This window comes from Gilliamella apicola (assembly GCF_003202655.1).
Classification (GTDB): domain Bacteria; phylum Pseudomonadota; class Gammaproteobacteria; order Enterobacterales; family Orbaceae; genus Gilliamella; species Gilliamella apicola_R.
In genome coordinates this window covers 1-16223 of the sequence record NZ_QGLR01000006.1, presented here as the reverse complement: position 1 = coordinate 16223, position 16223 = coordinate 1, and the positions used below count along the sequence as shown (strand labels likewise).

The window sequence follows — 16223 nt, the reverse complement described above, 5'->3', positions numbered from 1 at the left end:
GAATTATAACATTAATAGTTATCAATATTTATTCTAAGATTTATTTTTTTAAAAAATAACCAAATATTTTATAGTGATGAATTTGAATTGGGAGGATTAATTGTAAAAAAATTGAGATGATTTTTTGTATAAAAATTTAGCAATTTAGTCGATATTCTTTTATTATTTTACCTTCAATGGCGATGCTCAGCTTAATATTTCTGACTATTAGCGGTTAAAAATAAGGATATCCATTTTAATGAATCAATCATTTTATCAATATTGGGGAAAGTGCCAACAAAGTGATACTTCAGAGAAGTATCATCTTCTGGCTTATCATAATTTAGATGTCGCGGCTTGTGGCTATTTTATTGTTAAAAATAATTATTTCAATTCCGCTGAATTATTTGAACAACTTGGTTTCTCATCCAATGAAATTGAAAAAGCTGCCCTTTGGTTTGCCTATTTTTTAGCTTGGCATGATATTGGTAAGTTCGCCAATGGATTTCAGCAATTATTTCAACATAATAATCCCAAACTGGTCGCTCCTGATCCCTCTAAAGGTTATTTCAGTCGGCATGACTCACTTGGACACTGGTTATGGAAAGAATATCTAATTGAAAAATCTGAAATTCAATTAGAGCAGTACAATAATAATATTAAAGATATATATGATATCTGGTTATTAATTATGACTGGTCATCATGGAAAACCACCAATATTAGAGGCTAAAGGAAAATTATCATTCAACGCACACGATAAACAAGCATCACTAGACTATATTAAAGCGATTAATCAACTATTTATTGTCGATGCTAAATTAACCTGTTATCCGACCAACTTTTTTGACAAAACCTTTCGTAAAAATCTTACTAAACTAAGTTGGTTATTAGCTGCCATAACAGTTATCAGCGATTGGTTAGGTTCCAATGAGCAATTTTTCCCTTTTTGTTCAAAATCAATGGAGTTATCAGAGTATTGGGCAAACTATGCACTCGCCAATGCTGAAAAAGCCGTAGCAACTTTACCTAAAAGGTCCTCGATTACTCCTTTTAAAGGTATTAAAAACCTGTTTCCATTTATAGAAAAGCCGACACCACTACAACAACAAGCACTATCCTGCCAATTAACCAATATTGGACCTGAATTATTTATTATGGAGGATGTCACCGGTGCCGGTAAAACCGAAGCATCCATGATTTTGGCTCATCGATTAATGGCTGCCGGGAAAGCACACGGTATTTACATCGGTATGCCTACGCAAGCAACCGCTAATGGTATCTATCAACGAACAGCAAAGGTCTACGGCCAATTGTATCAAGCCGACAGCCATCCATCACTGGTTTTGGCTCATGGTGCAAGTTACATGAATCCGAATTTTACTCAAACAATAATTAATTTAGATAATATTAGTCAGCAAAAATATCTTAACAATGATAATTCAGCCAGTAGCGAGTGCAATGAATGGTTTGTCGATACTCGTAAAAAGTCATTACTGGCGGAAGTTGGGGTTGGTACGTTGGATCAAGCATTGATGGCTGTAATGCCGTTTAAACATCAATCGCTGCGATTATTAGGGTTGCGTCATAAATTACTTATTTTAGATGAAGTTCATGCTTATGATAGTTATATGGTAAAACTATTAGAATCATTATTGCATTATCATGCATCGCAAGGTGGCAGTGCAATTATTCTTACCGCGACTTTACCATTTTTTCTGCGCGAAAAATTGCTTAACGCCTTCTATAGTGGATTAACATCAACACCATCATCTTTAACAGTTAATACAGATTTACCCTTTCCTTTATTTACTCAACTAAATCAAAAAAGCTTAGTCGAACACGCAATAGCAACAAGGGATGAAGTAAAGCGACAAGTTAAGATTGACTGGATTGATAATATCAATTCCGGTATAGAAAAAATAAAGAAGGCAATTGAGCAAGGGAAAATTATTTGTTGGATAAAAAATAGTGTGGCTGATGCCATTAGTTTATATCAACAAATAAAACAAAATTTGCATCTTGATACTAAGCAAATTTTGCTATTTCATAGTCGTTTTGCTTATTGTGATCGTTTGGCTATCGAGCAAAAAACTATCGAATGGGCGGGAAAAACTTCAAATAACACCATTCGCTCGGCAAAAATCATAATTGCGACTCAAGTCATTGAGCAATCATTAGATCTTGATTTTGACGAAATGATTAGTGACATTGCACCTATTGATCTATTGATTCAACGTGCTGGGCGTTTACAACGACATGTGCGAGATAAACACGGAAATATCAAATCAGCCACTCACCAGAATCAACCACGTGATGAGCGAAATCCACCTATATTGACCGTATTTGCGCCAACATGGCAGGATGATCCAAGCGAAGATTGGCTAGATAATCCAGAATTTCGCAATACTAAATATGTTTACGCTAATCATGCCTATTTATGGTTTACCCAACGGGTTTTACGTGAAAGAGGTGTTATAACAATGCCTGAAGAGGCGAGACTACTTATAGAAGCTGTTTATCGCCATGATCTTGAACCACCAGAAGGTTTACAAGAAGCCTTTTATAAAGCATTAGGAGAACAACTAGGACAAAGTTCACAAGCTAAAAGTATTATATTGAATTTTAATAAATGCTATAGCCGTGAACAGTTCAATGGTGAATGGGATAAGGAAATTGAAGTTTCAACCCGTTTATCAAAAGATAATATTGATCTTTATCTAGCATATCAACAAGATGGAAAAGTTATTCCTTACTGTAGTAGTAACGAATACGCATGGGAACAAAGCCATGTTACAATTAGTGCATCTAAATGGGCTAGAGTTAAAAAAGCCGTCCGACAACTTGATGAACAGCCTCTAGAAAAATTGAGACAACAAATTCATAGACCAAATGCCATTATTGTGTTAATTGAGCCAGAAAAAGAGCCCTCTTTTTATTCTAAGGAACTAGGCTTTTATCTAAATTAATTTAATTCAAAGTTAAATATTAATAATTTTAACTAACAATAAGTTGAGTGAATTTTATACAGAAAAATCGGTAAAAAATTGCTCCCTTATATTTCAATTATAAAACAAATGGTTATAATTAGAGTGTTCCCTATACACATAGGGATAAACCGTATTGAGGTATAGCTCGTTGCATGATGGCTAAGTGTTCCCTATACACATAGGGATAAACCGTTTGGTAATTTTAACATTTCCATAATTCTCTTGTGTTCCCTATACACATAGGGATAAACCGGTTATTCACTTTTTTATAGAAGGTACAATCTGGTGTTCCCTATACACATAGGGATAAACCGTAATCCATCAGCATTTAGTTTAGCACCATCAGGTGTTCCCTATACACATAGGGATAAACCGCGCACCTAAGTAGCGGTGATGACCATCAATAAGTGTTCCCTATACACATAGGGATAAACCGTGGTGGCGATTACTGATTACTCTGCAAGACGCGTGTTCCCTATACACATAGGGATAAACCGGGTGGGGTAAAAGTTAATATTGGCCAGAAGGCGTGTTCCCTATACACATAGGGATAAACCGGTTTGGCTGGACAAAAGAGCAGTTTATTAATGGTGTTCCCTATACACATAGGGATAAACCGGCACGTCATCATGATCAGCATCAGTTCGAGCAGTGTTCCCTATACACATAGGGATAAACCGCTTTCACTCCAAACATTTAACTCGCTATTATAGTGTTCCCTATACACATAGGGATAAACCGCTCACTCATAGAATTCGACAAACGAATGTAAAGTGTTCCCTATACACATAGGGATAAACCGTTTAAACGATGTGGGTCAGCATTTTTCTTCCTGTGTTCCCTATACACATAGGGATAAACCGTAATCTTCTTGTACGAATTGATTTTGAGTAAAGTGTTCCCTATACACATAGGGATAAACCGCAACACCAACATTAATCGTTCAAAAACAATTAGTGTTCCCTATACACATAGGGATAAACCGTAATGTCCCAAAGTCGCCGCGAGCTTTGGTGCGTGTTCCCTATACACATAGGGATAAACCGCACAATATCATAATTATTATAATTTCCAATATGTGTTCCCTATACACATAGGGATAAACCGCCGGCGTTTTAGAACCTGCACAAACTGTAATAGTGTTCCCTATACACATAGGGATAAACCGATTCATAGCACATGAATGCCTGAAAGTATGGGGTGTTCCAACTCATCAGCTTGCAACTTCAAGGTTTATTTTAGATGTTCACTTGCGGGTATATAACATAAGCATTACCGTTTGGAATCTGTTGGTAGATTCCATACTTTATAGAAAACCGGTAGCCATCTGTTTTTTAAACTATTCTGCGGTTAAATCACAACTCACACCTTAATCATTAAAAAGAAAAAAGATCATATGGGCAACCATCTTCATACACAAATTTCATCTGATCATTAATTGGTCTCATATCAGCTGCACCGGGGACTTTATCAAAATTCTCTCTTAAATAACGATATAATACCCCGATTTTCTTTTTCTCTTCAGCAGTTAATTCATCGATTAAATCTTTATTTTGAGTTAAAAAATAGCGATTATTTTTTCGAAAATAATAAAAACAACCAATATTTTTAAATAAACTCCAAGCATCTAGTGCATCTTCCTTTAGTGAACTTAAGTATAATTTAAAATATTTGACCAACTCTTGATAGGGATTTACTCTTTTTTCAAGATAGAACATCATTCCCATAAAATTCATGATATAACTATGATATCCCATATTAAATTCCTCTGGCGAAAAATAATCTCCCTCGCCTTTCAAATAGGCAGTAATTTCATTATTATTTACTGCTTGTTCAAAATCACCTTTCATGGGAACTCCTCCTTGGTAAAGTGATAGTACTGAGGATTTTTACGACAAAAAAGTATCTCTAATATGCTTATCAGATTGCAAGTTCTAGATATATTTTAGATGTTCACTTGCGGGTATATAACATAACCATTACCGTTTGGAATTTGTAATTAGATTCAATACTTTATAGCCAAAGCGGTAACGCTCTATTTTTTTAAACTATTCTCCGGTTAAATCACAACTCACACTTTAATTATTAAAAAGAAAATAGATCATATCGGCAACCATTTTTACGAGTAAACCCAAATTGTTTCTCTATAGGGAACATTTGTGCAGCACCTGGGACTTTATCAAAATTTTCTTTTAAATAACGATATAATACCCCAATTTTCTTTTTCTCTTCCGCGGTTAATTCATCGATTAAATCTTCATTTTGCGTAAAAAAATAGCAATTATCTTTACGAAGATTATAATAACAAGCAATATTTCTAAATAAACTCCAGGCATCTAGAACATCTTCTTTAAGTGAACTTAAGTATAGTTTAAAATATTTAATCAACAGCTGATAGGGGTGTTCTTTATCTTCAAGATATCCCATCATCCCCATAAAATTCATGATATGACTATGATATCCCATATTAAATTCCTCTGTTGCAAAATAATCACCTTCACCTTTCAAATAGGCAATAATTTCATTATTGTTTACTGCTTGTTCAAAATCACCTTTCATGGGAACTCCTCCTTGGTTTGATACCATTGGTAAAGATATTTCAGGAAACATACTTTTAGATATAGACATAAATTTAATATTAGCTTAGCGGGAGAGTTTAATCATCTCTAATAATTAAAAAATGGCGAGTTTTTTGAATAATAAAAAGTATCTGGTGATACCTTCATCACCTTACAAGCTTTAGATATATGGTGAATATTTCTCAGTTTAATTTTATAAGTTTACTGATAACTTATGTTCACTTGCGGGTATAAAACATAAGCATTACCGTTTGGAATTTGTAATTAGATTCAATACATTATAGCCAAAGCGGTAACGCTCTGTTTTTTTTAAACTATTCTCCGGTTAAATCACAACTCACACCTTAATTATTAAAAAGAAAATAGATCATATGGGCAACCTTTTTTAAGAGTAAATTCAAATTGTTTATCTATAGGATACATTTGTGCGGCACCCGGGACTTTATCAAAATTTTCTTTTAAATAACGACATAGTATCCCAATTTTCTTTTTCTCTTCCGCAGTTAATTGATCGATTAAGTAATCATTTTGAGTCAAAAAAAAGGAATTATCGCTTCGAAGAGTATAAAAACAAGCAATATTTCTAAATAAACTCCAGGCATCTAAAACATCTTCCTTAAGTGTACTTAAGTATAGTTTAAAATATTTGACCAACAACTGATAGGGATGTTCTTGCTTTTCAAGATAGGACATCATTCCGATAAAATTAAGTATTTCATTATGATATCCCATACTAAATTCTTCTGGCGAAAAATAGTCGCCTTCTCCTTTAAAATAGGCTGTAATTTCATTGTTGTTTACTGCTTGTTCAAATTTACCCATTATGGTCACCTCTCCTTGGTAACGCTCTGTTTTTTTTATAACTATTCTCCGGTTAAATCGCAACTCACACTTTAATTATTAAAAAGTCAAAAGATTATATGGACAACCATATTTAATTTCTATTTTCATCTGTTTTTCAATAGGGAACATTTGTGCTGAACCCGGAACTTTATCAAAGTTATCTCTTAAATAACGACATAATACCCCAATTTTCTTTTTCTCTTCCGCGGTTAATTCATCCATTAAATCTTCATTTTCAGTTAAAAAAAAGCGATTTTTTTTTCGAAGATAATAATAACAACCAATATTGTTAAATAAACTCCAAGCATCTAGAGGATCTTCCTTAAGTGAACTTAAGTATAATCTAAAATATTTGACCAACTCTTGATAGGGATGTTCTTGTTTTTTAAGATATCCCATCATTCCCATAAAATTAATCATCTCATTATGATATCCCATATTAAATTCTTCTGGTGTAAAATAGTCACCCTCTCCTTTTAAATAAGCAGTAATTTCATTATTACTTATTGCTTGTTCAAAATCACCCTTCATGGGAACTCCTCCTTGGTAAAGTGATAGTACTGAGGATTTTTATGACAAAAAAGTATCTCTAATATGCTTATCAGCTTGCAAGTTCTAGATATATTTTAGATGTTCACTTGCGGGTCTAAAACATAAACATTACCGTTTGGAATTTGTAATTAGATTCAATACTTTATAGCCAAAGCGGTAACGCTCTATTTTTTTAAACTATTCTCCGGTTAAATCGGAACTTGTATACCTAATAATTAAAAAGAAAGAAAGTCATATGGACAATTCCGTTTTTTTAACCCTTTTATCTGCACATCAAAGGGGTTCATTTCGGCTGCATCCGGAACTTTATCAAAATTTTCCCTTAAATAACGATATAGTACCCCAATTTTCTTTTTCTCTTCCACGGTTAATTCATCAATTAAATCTTCATTTTCAGTCAAAAAAAAGTAATTCTCTTTTCGAAGATAATAATAACAACTAATACTATTAAATAAACTCCAAGCGTCTAGAGCATCTTCCTTCAGTAAACTTAAGTATAATTTAAAATATTTGATCAACAGTTGATAGGGATGTTCTTTCTTACTAAGATATCCTATCATTCCCATCCAATTATCAATATCGTTGTGATTCCCCCTAATCATTTCCCATGGCGAAAAATAGTCACCCTCGCCTTTCAAATAGGCACTAACTTCATTATTATTTATCGCTTGTTCAAAATCACCCTTCATGGGAACTCCTCCTTGGTAAAGTGATAGTACTGAGGATTTTTACGACAAAAAAGTATCCCTTAATATGCTTATCAGCTTGCAAGTTCTATATATATTTTAGATGTTCACTTGCGGGTATATAACATAACCATTACCGTTTGGAATTTGTTATTAGATTTAATACTTTATAGCCAAACCGGTAACGCTCTATTTTTTTAAACTATTCTCCGGTTAAATCGCTACTCACACTTTAATTATTAAAAACAAAATAGATCATATCGGCAACCATTTTTACGAGTAAACCCAAATTGCTTCTCTATAGGGAACATGTTTGCTGCATCTGGGACTTTATCAAAGTTATCTCTTAAATAACGATATAATATCCCAATTTTCTTTTTCTCTTCCGCGGTTAATTCATCGATTAAGTAATCATTTTGAGTTAAAAAATAGGAATTATCTTGTCGAAGAGTATAAAAACAAGCAATATTATTAAATAAACTCCAAGCATCTAGAGGATCTTCCTTAAGAGTACTTAAGTATAATCTAAAACATTTAACCAACAGCTGATAGGGATGTTCTTGCTTTTTAAGATATCCCATCATTCCCATAAAGTTAATCATCTCATTATGATATCCCATACACCCTTCCTCTGGTGAAAAATAGTCACCTTCACCTTTAAGAAAGGCACTAATTTCGTTATTATCTATTGCTTGTTCAAAATCACCCTTCATGGGAACTCCTCCTTGGTTTGATACCATTGGTAAAGATATTTCAGGAAACATACATTTAGATATAAATTTAATATTAGCTTAGCGGGGGAATTTAATCATCACTAATAATTAAAAATTGGCGAGTTTTTTGAATAATAAAAAGTATCTGGTGATACCTTCATCACCTTGCAAACTTTAGCTATATGGTGAATATTTTTCAGTTTAATTTTATAAGTTTACTGATAACTTATGTTCACTTGCGGGTATATAACATAACCATTACCATTTGGAATTTGTTATTAAATTCAATACTTTATAGCCAAAGCGGTAACGCTCTATTTTTTTAAACTATTCTCCGGTTAAATCACAACTCACGCCTTAATCATTAAAAAGTCAAAAGATTATATGGACAACCATATTTAATCTCTATTTTCATCTGTTTTTCAATAGGGAACATTTGTGCTGAACCCGGAACTTTTTCAAAGTTATCTCTTAAATAACGACATAATACCCCGATTTTCTTTTTCTCTTCCGCGGTTAATTCATCCATTAAATCTTCATTTTCAGTTAAAAAATAGCGATTTTTTTTTCGAAGATAATAATAACAACCAAGATTATTAAATAAACCCCAGGCATCTAGAACATCTTCCTTAAGTGAACTTAAGTATAATCTAAAATATTTGACCAACTCTTGGTAGGGATGTTCTTGCTTTTCAAGATACCCCAACATTCCCGTAAAATTAATGATATGATTATGATATCCCATATTACCTTCCTCTGGGGCAAAATAGTCACCTTCACCGTTTAAATAGGCAGTAATTTCATTATTATTTATTGCTTGTTCAAAATCACCTTTCATGGGAACTCCTCCTTGGTAAAGTGATAGTGCTGAGGATTTTTATGACAAAAAAGTATCCCTTAATATGCTTATCAGCTTGCAAGTTCTAGATATATTTTAGATGTTCACTTGCGGGTATAAAACATAAACATTACCGTTTGGAATTTGTAATTAGATTCAATACATTATAGCCAAAGCGGTAACGCTCTATTTTTTTAAACTATTCTCCGGTTAAATCACAACTCACAACTTAACCATTAAAAAGTCAAAAGTTATAAAGAAAAAAGATCATATGAGCAACCATCTTCATACACAAATTTCATCTGATCATTAATTGGTCTCATATCAGCTGCACCGGGGACTTTATCAAAATTCTCTCTTAAATAACGATATAATACCCCGATTTTCTTTTTCTCTTCAGCAATTAATTCATCGATTAAATCTTTATTTTGAGTTAAAAAATAGCGATTATTTTTTCGAAAATAATAAAAACAATTAATATTTTTAAATAAACTCCAAGCATCTAGAACATCTTCCTTAAGTGAACTTAAGTATAATTTAAAATATTTGACCAACTCTTGATAGGGATTTACTCTTTTTTCAAGATAGAACATCATTCCCATAAAATTCATGATATAACTATGATATCCCATATTAAATTCCTCTGGCGAAAAATAATCTCCCTCGCCTTTCAAATAGGCACTAACTTCATTATTATTTATCGCTTGTTCAAAATCACCTTTCATGGGAACTCCTCCTTGGTTTGATACCATTGGTAAAGATATTTCAGGAAACATACATTTAGATATAGATATAGATATAGATATAGATATAAATTTAATATTAGCTTAGCGGGGGAATTTAATCATCACTAATAATTAAAAATTGGCGAGTTTTTTGAATAATAAAAAGTATCTGGTGATACCTTCATCACCTTGCAAACTTTAGATGTATGGTGAATATTGCAGGTTAATTTTATAAGTTTACTGATAATTTATGTTCACTTGCGGGTATATAACATAACCATTACCGTTTGGAATTTGTTATTAGATTCAATACATTATAGCCAAACCGGTAACGCTCTGTTTTTTTTAAACTATTCTCCGGTTAAATCGCAACTCACACCTTAATCATTAAAAAGTCAAAAGATTATATGGACAACCATATTTAATTTCTATTTTCATCTGTTTTTCAATAGGGAACATTTGTGCTGAACCCGGAACTTTATCAAAGTTATCTCTTAAATAACGACATAATACCCCGATTTTCTTTTTCTCTTCCGCGGTTAATTCATCCATTAAATCTTCATTTTCAGTTAAAAAAAAGCGATTTTTTTTTCGAAGATAATAATAACAACCAATATTGTTAAATAAACTCCAAGCATCTAGAGGATCTTCCTTAAGTGAACTTAAGTATAATCTAAAATATTTGACCAACAGTTGATAAGGATTTTCCTTTTCTCTTAGATAAGCTATCATTCTGTTAAAATTAATTATCTCATTATGATATCCCATATTACCTTCCTCTGGCGAAAAATAGTCGCCTTCTCCTTTCAAATAGGCAATAATTTCATTATTATTTACTGCTTGTTCAAAATCACCTTTCATGGGAACTCCTCCTTGGTAAAGTGATAGTACTGAGGATTTTTATGACAAAAAAGTATCCCTTAATATGCTTATCAGCTTGCAAGTTCTAGGTTTATTTTAGATGTTCACTTGCGGGTATATAACATAACCATTACCGTTTGGAATTTGTTATTAGATTTAATACTTTATAGCCAAAGCGGTAACGCTCTGTTTTTTTTAACTATTCTCCGGTTAAATCGCAACTCACGCCTTAATCATTAAAAAGTCAAAAGTCATAAAGAAAAAAGATCATATGGAAAACCATTTGCTTTTACTATTTTTATCTGCTCATCAAATGGTCTCATATTGGCTGAATCAGGAACTTTATCAAAGTTATCTTTTAAATAACGGCATAATACCCCAATTTTCTTTTTCTCTTCCGCAGTTAATTCACTAATTAAATCGTCATGTTGAGTTAAAAAATAGCTGTTATCTTTTTGAAGACAATAAAAACAATCAAGATTAATAAATAAACCCCAAGCATCTAGAACATCTTCCTTTAGTGAACTTAAATATAATTTAAAATATTTGACCAGAAGTTGATAGGAATTTTCTCCCTTTTCAAGATTAGCCATCATTCCCATCCAATTAGTCATATAACTATGATTTCCCCAACAAAATTCATTTGGCGAGAAATAGTCACCTTCACCTTTAAAAAAGGCACTAATTTCATTATTTTTTACTGCTTGTTCAAAATCACCTTTCATGGGAACTCCTCCTTGGTAAAGTGATAGTGCTGAGGATTTTTATGACAAAAAAGTATCCCTTAATATGCTTATCAGCTTGCAAGTTCTAGATATATTTTAGATATTCACTTGCGGGTATATAACATAACCATTACCGTTTGGAATTTGTAATTAGATTCAATACATTATAGTCAAAGCGGTAACGCTCTGTTTTTTTTAAACTATTCTCCGGTTAAATCGCAACTCACACCTTAATCATTAAAAAGTCAAAAGATTATATGGACAACCATATTTAATTCCTATTTTCATCTGTTTTTCAATAGGGAACATTTGTGCTGCACCCGGAACTTTATCAAAGTTATCTCTTACATAACGACATAATACCCCAATTTTCTTTTTCTCTTCCGCGGTTAATTCATCGATTAAATCTTCATCTTGAGTTAAAAAATAGGAATTATCACTTCGAAGAATATAAAAACAAGTAATGTTTCTAAATAAACTCCAAGCATCTAGAACATCTTCCTTAAGTGAACTTAAGTATAATCTAAAATATTTGACCAGCTCTTGATAAGGATGTTCTTGCTTTTTAAGATACCCCAACATTCCCATAAAATTAATCATATGACTATGATATCCCATGTTCGATTCCTCTGGGGCAAAATAGTCACCTTCACCGTTTAAATAGGCAGTAATTTCATTATTTTTTACTGCTTCGTCAAAATAACCCTTCATGGGAACTCCTCCTTGGTTTGATACCATTGGTAAAGATATTTCAGGAAACATACATTTAGATATAGATATAAATTTAATATTAGCTTAGCGGGGGAATTTAATCATCACTAATAATTAAAAATTGGTGAGTTTTTTGGATAATAAAAAGTATCTGGTGATACCTTCATCACCTTGCAAGCTTTAGATATATGGTGAATATTTTTCAGTTTAATTTTATAAGTTTACTGATAACTTATGTTCACTTGCGGGTATAAAACATAAGCATTACCTTTTGGAATTTGTTATTAGATTTAATACTTTATAGCCAAAGCGGTAACGCTCTATTTTTTTAAACTATTCTCCGGTTAAATCGCAACTCACAACTTAATCATTAAAAAGTCAAAAGATTATATGGACAAGCATCTTCCATTTCCAATTTCATCTGTTTTTCAATAGGGTACATTTGTGCTGAACCCGGAACTTTATCAAAGTTATCTCTTACATAACGACATAATACCCCGATTTTCTTTTTCTCTTCCGCAGTTAATTCACTAATTAAATCTTCATCTTGGGTTAAAAAATAGGAATTGTCTTTTCGAAGATCATAATAACAACCAATATTGTTAAATAAACTCCAGGCATCTAGAGCATCTTCCTTAAGTGAACTTAAGTATAATCTAAAATATTTGACCAACTCTTGATAGGGATGTTCTTGCTTCTCAAGATACCCCAACATTCCCATAAAATTAATTATCTCATTATGATATCCCATATTACCTTCCTCTGGCGAAAAATAGTCACCCTCACCTTTCAAATAGGCTGTAATTTCATTATTACTTATTGCTTGTTCAAAATCACTCTTCATGGGAACTCCTCCTTGGTAAAGTGATAGTGCTGAGGATTTTTATGACAAAAAAGTATCTCTAATATGCTTATCAGCTTGCAACTTCTAGGTTTATTTTAGATGTTCACTTGCGGGTATATAACATAACCATTACCGTTTGGAATCTGTTGGTAGATTCCATACTTTATAGAAAACCGGTAGCCATCTGTTTTTTTTAAATTATTCCGGTTAAATCGCAACTCACACTTTAATTATTAAAAAGAAAATAGATCATATCGGCAACCATTTTTACGAGTAAACCCAAATTGTTTCTTTATAGGGAACATTTGCGCTGAACCCGGGACTTTATCAAAATTTTCTTTTAAATAACGATATAATACCCCAATTTTCTTTTTCTCTTCCGCTGTTAATTCATCGATTAAATCTTCATTTTCAGTTAAAAAAAAGCGATTTTTTTTTCGAAGATAATAATAACAAGCAATATTGTTAAATAAACTCCAGGCATCTAGAGCATCTTCCTTAAGTGAATTAAGGTATAACCTAAAATATTTAACCAACAGCTGATAGGGATGTTCTTTATTTTCAAGATAGGACATCATTCCGATAAAATTAAGTATCTCATTATGATATCCCATATTACCCTCCTCTGGCGAAAAATAGTCACCTTCTCCTTTAAAATAGGCTGTAATTTCATTGTTGTTTACTGCTTGTTCAAATTTACCCATTATGGTCACCTCTCCTTGGTAACGCTCTGTTTTTTTTAAACTATTCTCCGGTTAAATCGCCACTCACACCTTAATCATTAAAAAGTCAAAAGATTATATGGACAACCATATTTAATTTCCATTTTCATTTGTTTTTTAATAGGGTACATTTGTGCTGAACCCGGAACTTTATCAAAGTTATCTCTTACATAACGACATAATACCCCAATTTTCTTTTTCTCTTCCGCAGTCAATTCATCCATTAAATCTTCATTTTGCGTTAAAAAATAGGAATTATCTTGTCGAAGAGTATAATAACAACCAATATTTTTAAATAAATTCCAGCCATCTAGAGCATCTTCCTTAAGTGAACTTAAGTATAATCTAAAATATTTAACCAACAGTTGATAGGGATGTTCTTGCCTTTTAAGATACCCCAACATTCCCATAAAATTAATCATATGATTATGATATCCCATACACCCTTCCTCTGGGGCAAAATAGTCACCCTCACCGTTTAAATAGGCAGTAATTTCATTATTTTTTACTGCTTCATCAAAATAACCCTTCATGGGAACTCCTCCTTGGTTTGATACCATTGGTAAAGATATTTCAGGAAACATACATTTAGATATAGATATAAATTTAATATTAGCTTAGCGGTGGAATTTAATCATCACTAATAATTAAAAATTGGCGAGTTTTTTGAATAATAAAAAGTATCTGGTGATACCTTCATCACCTTGCAAGCTTTAGCTATATGGTGAATATTTCTTCAGTTTAATTTTATAAGTTTACTGATAACTTATGTTCACTTGCGGGTATATAACATAACCATTACCATTTGGAATTTGTAATTAGATTCAACACTTTATAGCCAAACCGGTAAAGCTCTGTTTTTTTTTTAAACTATTCCCCGGTTAAATCGCAACTCACACTTTAATTATTAAAAAGAAAATAGATCATATCGGCAACCATTTTTACGAGTAAACCCAAATTGTTTCTTTATAGGGAACATTTGCGCTGAACCCGGGACTTTATCAAAATTTTCTTTTAAATAACGATATAATACCCCAATTTTCTTTTTCTCTTCCGCGGTTAATTCATCGATTAAATCTTCATTTTCAGTTAAAAAAAAGCGATTTTTTTTTCGAAGATAATAATAACAAGCAATATTGTTAAATAAACTCCAGGCATCTAGGGGATCTTCCTTAAGTGAACTTAAGTATAATCTAAAATATTTAACCAACAGTTGATAAGGATTTTCCTTTTCTCTTAGATAAGCTATCATTCTGTTAAAATTAAGTATCTCATTATGATATCCCATATTACCTTCCTCTGGCGAAAAATAGTCACCTTCTCCTTTAAAATAGGCTGTAATTTCATTGTTGTTTACTGCTTCTTCAAAATCACCCTTCATTATAACTCCTCCCATTTTTCAAAGTATTTTAATAATTTTTTAATCGAACCATTATGTATAATTTTCTCCGATCCCCTTAAAATGGCTTCTCTAATACCACCACTGGTCCAACCGCCCGGCAACCATTTGTCATTAGCCCCAACTTCTTTACCGGTGGACATTCCAAACTTAAAGCGAATATCGTTTGGTTTAATATGAACGACATATATTCGCGCACCTTCAATATCCTTTGGATTCAATCCTAATCGTTCGCACAATATTCGCCTATCATTACCGGCTGCTCTATATTCGGCAAGGATTTTTTCCATATCCGATCTTAAAGCCACAAACTTATCTGGTGCTAAAGTTTTGTGTCCCATTTCAAGATCTCTAACAAGCCAATCATCAACCACAATAAAACTGGCACCTTCTTGCTCAAATAAAGCCAGATGTGCATCTACATATTCTTTTGACAAGTATTCAAGGACATTAGCTGGTCGTTGATCTTTTTCTAACCCAGCAATTTCCCTAGCTTTTTTCTCGCTTAATGGAGGTCGATTTTGTTTGCCACACCCCGGTATATTTTTAAACCCAAGCGGATCTACCCAATTGACCGGATTCTGACAGTATTGATAAAAATTGAGACCACCAATCAGCTTTATCGGGTCTTGGGTTATATACCGCCCGACAAAGGGGTCGTAGTAACGATTTAGATTGTAGTGTAGACCTGTCTCTTCATCGTAGTATTGTCCCTGAAAGCGCAGCGGGTTATCAGGAATAGCACGATTGCCAACTTCATGGTAGGTTTCATCAATAATTTGCCCATAGCCATTATACTGGCATTCATATAATGTTTCACCAAATCCATCGGTTAACCCTATCGGCGTGCCGAGTTGATCGTTTTGGTACCAGTAGAGTTGGGTTTTGCCTTGTTGGGCATTGCCCTGTACTAACGCCAGTGGCCGGAAAGAGTCCTGCTCATAGAGGTAACTTTGCCAGTGCTTGTCATTGTCGGTTTCGGCAATCAGTTTATGACCTTGCCAGATAAATTCCGTGGTTTTGCCATTAACCGTTTTACTGGTACGGCGGTTAAACG

17 protein-coding genes and 1 CRISPR repeat array are annotated in these 16223 nt (G+C 32.8%); of the genes, 1 reads left to right on the top strand and 16 read right to left on the bottom strand.

The annotated features are described in order from the left end of the window. Nucleotides 1-238: 238 nt before the first annotated feature. Nucleotides 239-2947 (top strand): CRISPR-associated helicase Cas3', encoded by a 2709-nt coding sequence (gene cas3, locus DKK70_RS02400; RefSeq protein WP_219999658.1) that lies wholly within the window; start codon nt 239-241, stop codon nt 2945-2947. A 123-nt stretch (nt 2948-3070) separates the two neighbouring features. Beyond that, a CRISPR array of direct repeats spans nt 3071-4136; the repeat unit is 29 nt; unit sequence GTGTTCCCTATACACATAGGGATAAACCG. A gap of 208 nt (nt 4137-4344) precedes the next feature. Here cas3 and DKK70_RS02395 read toward each other — a convergent pair. The 16 genes from DKK70_RS02395 to DKK70_RS02320 all read right to left on the bottom strand — a co-directional run. Further along, nucleotides 4345-4818, bottom strand: coding sequence for a hypothetical protein (locus tag DKK70_RS02395; protein ID WP_110432583.1), 474 nt, complete (start codon nt 4816-4818; stop codon nt 4345-4347). 235 nt (nt 4819-5053) lie between these two features. Further along, nucleotides 5054-5527, bottom strand: coding sequence for a hypothetical protein (locus DKK70_RS02390; RefSeq protein ID WP_110432582.1), 474 nt, complete (start codon nt 5525-5527; stop codon nt 5054-5056). A gap of 371 nt (nt 5528-5898) precedes the next feature. Further along, entirely contained in the window at nt 5899-6369 is a 471-nt protein-coding gene (locus DKK70_RS02385) for a hypothetical protein (RefSeq protein WP_110432581.1), read from the bottom strand. A 78-nt stretch (nt 6370-6447) separates the two neighbouring features. Next, nucleotides 6448-6921, bottom strand: a complete 474-nt coding sequence (locus DKK70_RS02380) for a hypothetical protein (protein WP_110432580.1) — start codon at nt 6919-6921, stop codon at nt 6448-6450. 236 nt (nt 6922-7157) lie between these two features. Then, the gene (locus DKK70_RS02375) at nt 7158-7631 is read right to left on the bottom strand and encodes a hypothetical protein (RefSeq protein WP_110432579.1); all 474 of its coding nucleotides are present in this window, start codon (nt 7629-7631) and stop codon (nt 7158-7160) included. A 236-nt stretch (nt 7632-7867) separates the two neighbouring features. Further along, nucleotides 7868-8341: a hypothetical protein gene (locus DKK70_RS02370; protein WP_110432578.1), complete on the bottom strand. Its 474-nt coding sequence runs from the start codon at nt 8339-8341 to the stop codon at nt 7868-7870. Between the two features lie 364 nt (nt 8342-8705). Beyond that, nucleotides 8706-9179, bottom strand: coding sequence for a hypothetical protein (locus tag DKK70_RS02365; protein WP_110432577.1), 474 nt, complete (start codon nt 9177-9179; stop codon nt 8706-8708). Between the two features lie 251 nt (nt 9180-9430). Next, nucleotides 9431-9904, bottom strand: coding sequence for a hypothetical protein (locus DKK70_RS02360; RefSeq protein WP_110432576.1), 474 nt, complete (start codon nt 9902-9904; stop codon nt 9431-9433). A gap of 387 nt (nt 9905-10291) precedes the next feature. Continuing rightward, nucleotides 10292-10765: a hypothetical protein gene (locus DKK70_RS02355; RefSeq protein WP_110432575.1), complete on the bottom strand. Its 474-nt coding sequence runs from the start codon at nt 10763-10765 to the stop codon at nt 10292-10294. Nucleotides 10766-11016: 251 nt separating this feature from the next. Then, entirely contained in the window at nt 11017-11490 is a 474-nt protein-coding gene (locus tag DKK70_RS02350) for a hypothetical protein (RefSeq protein WP_110432574.1), read from the bottom strand. 237 nt (nt 11491-11727) lie between these two features. Continuing rightward, nucleotides 11728-12201: a hypothetical protein gene (locus DKK70_RS02345; RefSeq protein ID WP_110432573.1), complete on the bottom strand. Its 474-nt coding sequence runs from the start codon at nt 12199-12201 to the stop codon at nt 11728-11730. Between the two features lie 370 nt (nt 12202-12571). Continuing rightward, on the bottom strand, nt 12572-13045 hold the full coding sequence (locus DKK70_RS02340; RefSeq protein ID WP_110432572.1) for a hypothetical protein: 474 nt from the start codon (nt 13043-13045) through the stop codon (nt 12572-12574). A 233-nt stretch (nt 13046-13278) separates the two neighbouring features. Continuing rightward, nucleotides 13279-13749 (bottom strand): hypothetical protein, encoded by a 471-nt coding sequence (locus tag DKK70_RS02335; RefSeq protein WP_110432571.1) that lies wholly within the window; start codon nt 13747-13749, stop codon nt 13279-13281. A gap of 77 nt (nt 13750-13826) precedes the next feature. Beyond that, a complete protein-coding gene (locus DKK70_RS02330) occupies nt 13827-14300 on the bottom strand; it encodes a hypothetical protein (RefSeq protein ID WP_110432570.1) in 474 nt (157 codons plus the stop codon). Nucleotides 14301-14674: 374 nt separating this feature from the next. Then, the gene (locus DKK70_RS02325) at nt 14675-15148 is read right to left on the bottom strand and encodes a hypothetical protein (RefSeq protein WP_110432569.1); all 474 of its coding nucleotides are present in this window, start codon (nt 15146-15148) and stop codon (nt 14675-14677) included. Next, nucleotides 15148-16223, bottom strand: a 1076-nt coding sequence (locus DKK70_RS02320) for an RHS repeat domain-containing protein (RefSeq protein WP_181415891.1), incomplete at its 5' end; no start/stop codon positions are given. The genes DKK70_RS02320 and DKK70_RS02325, both read right to left, overlap by 1 nt.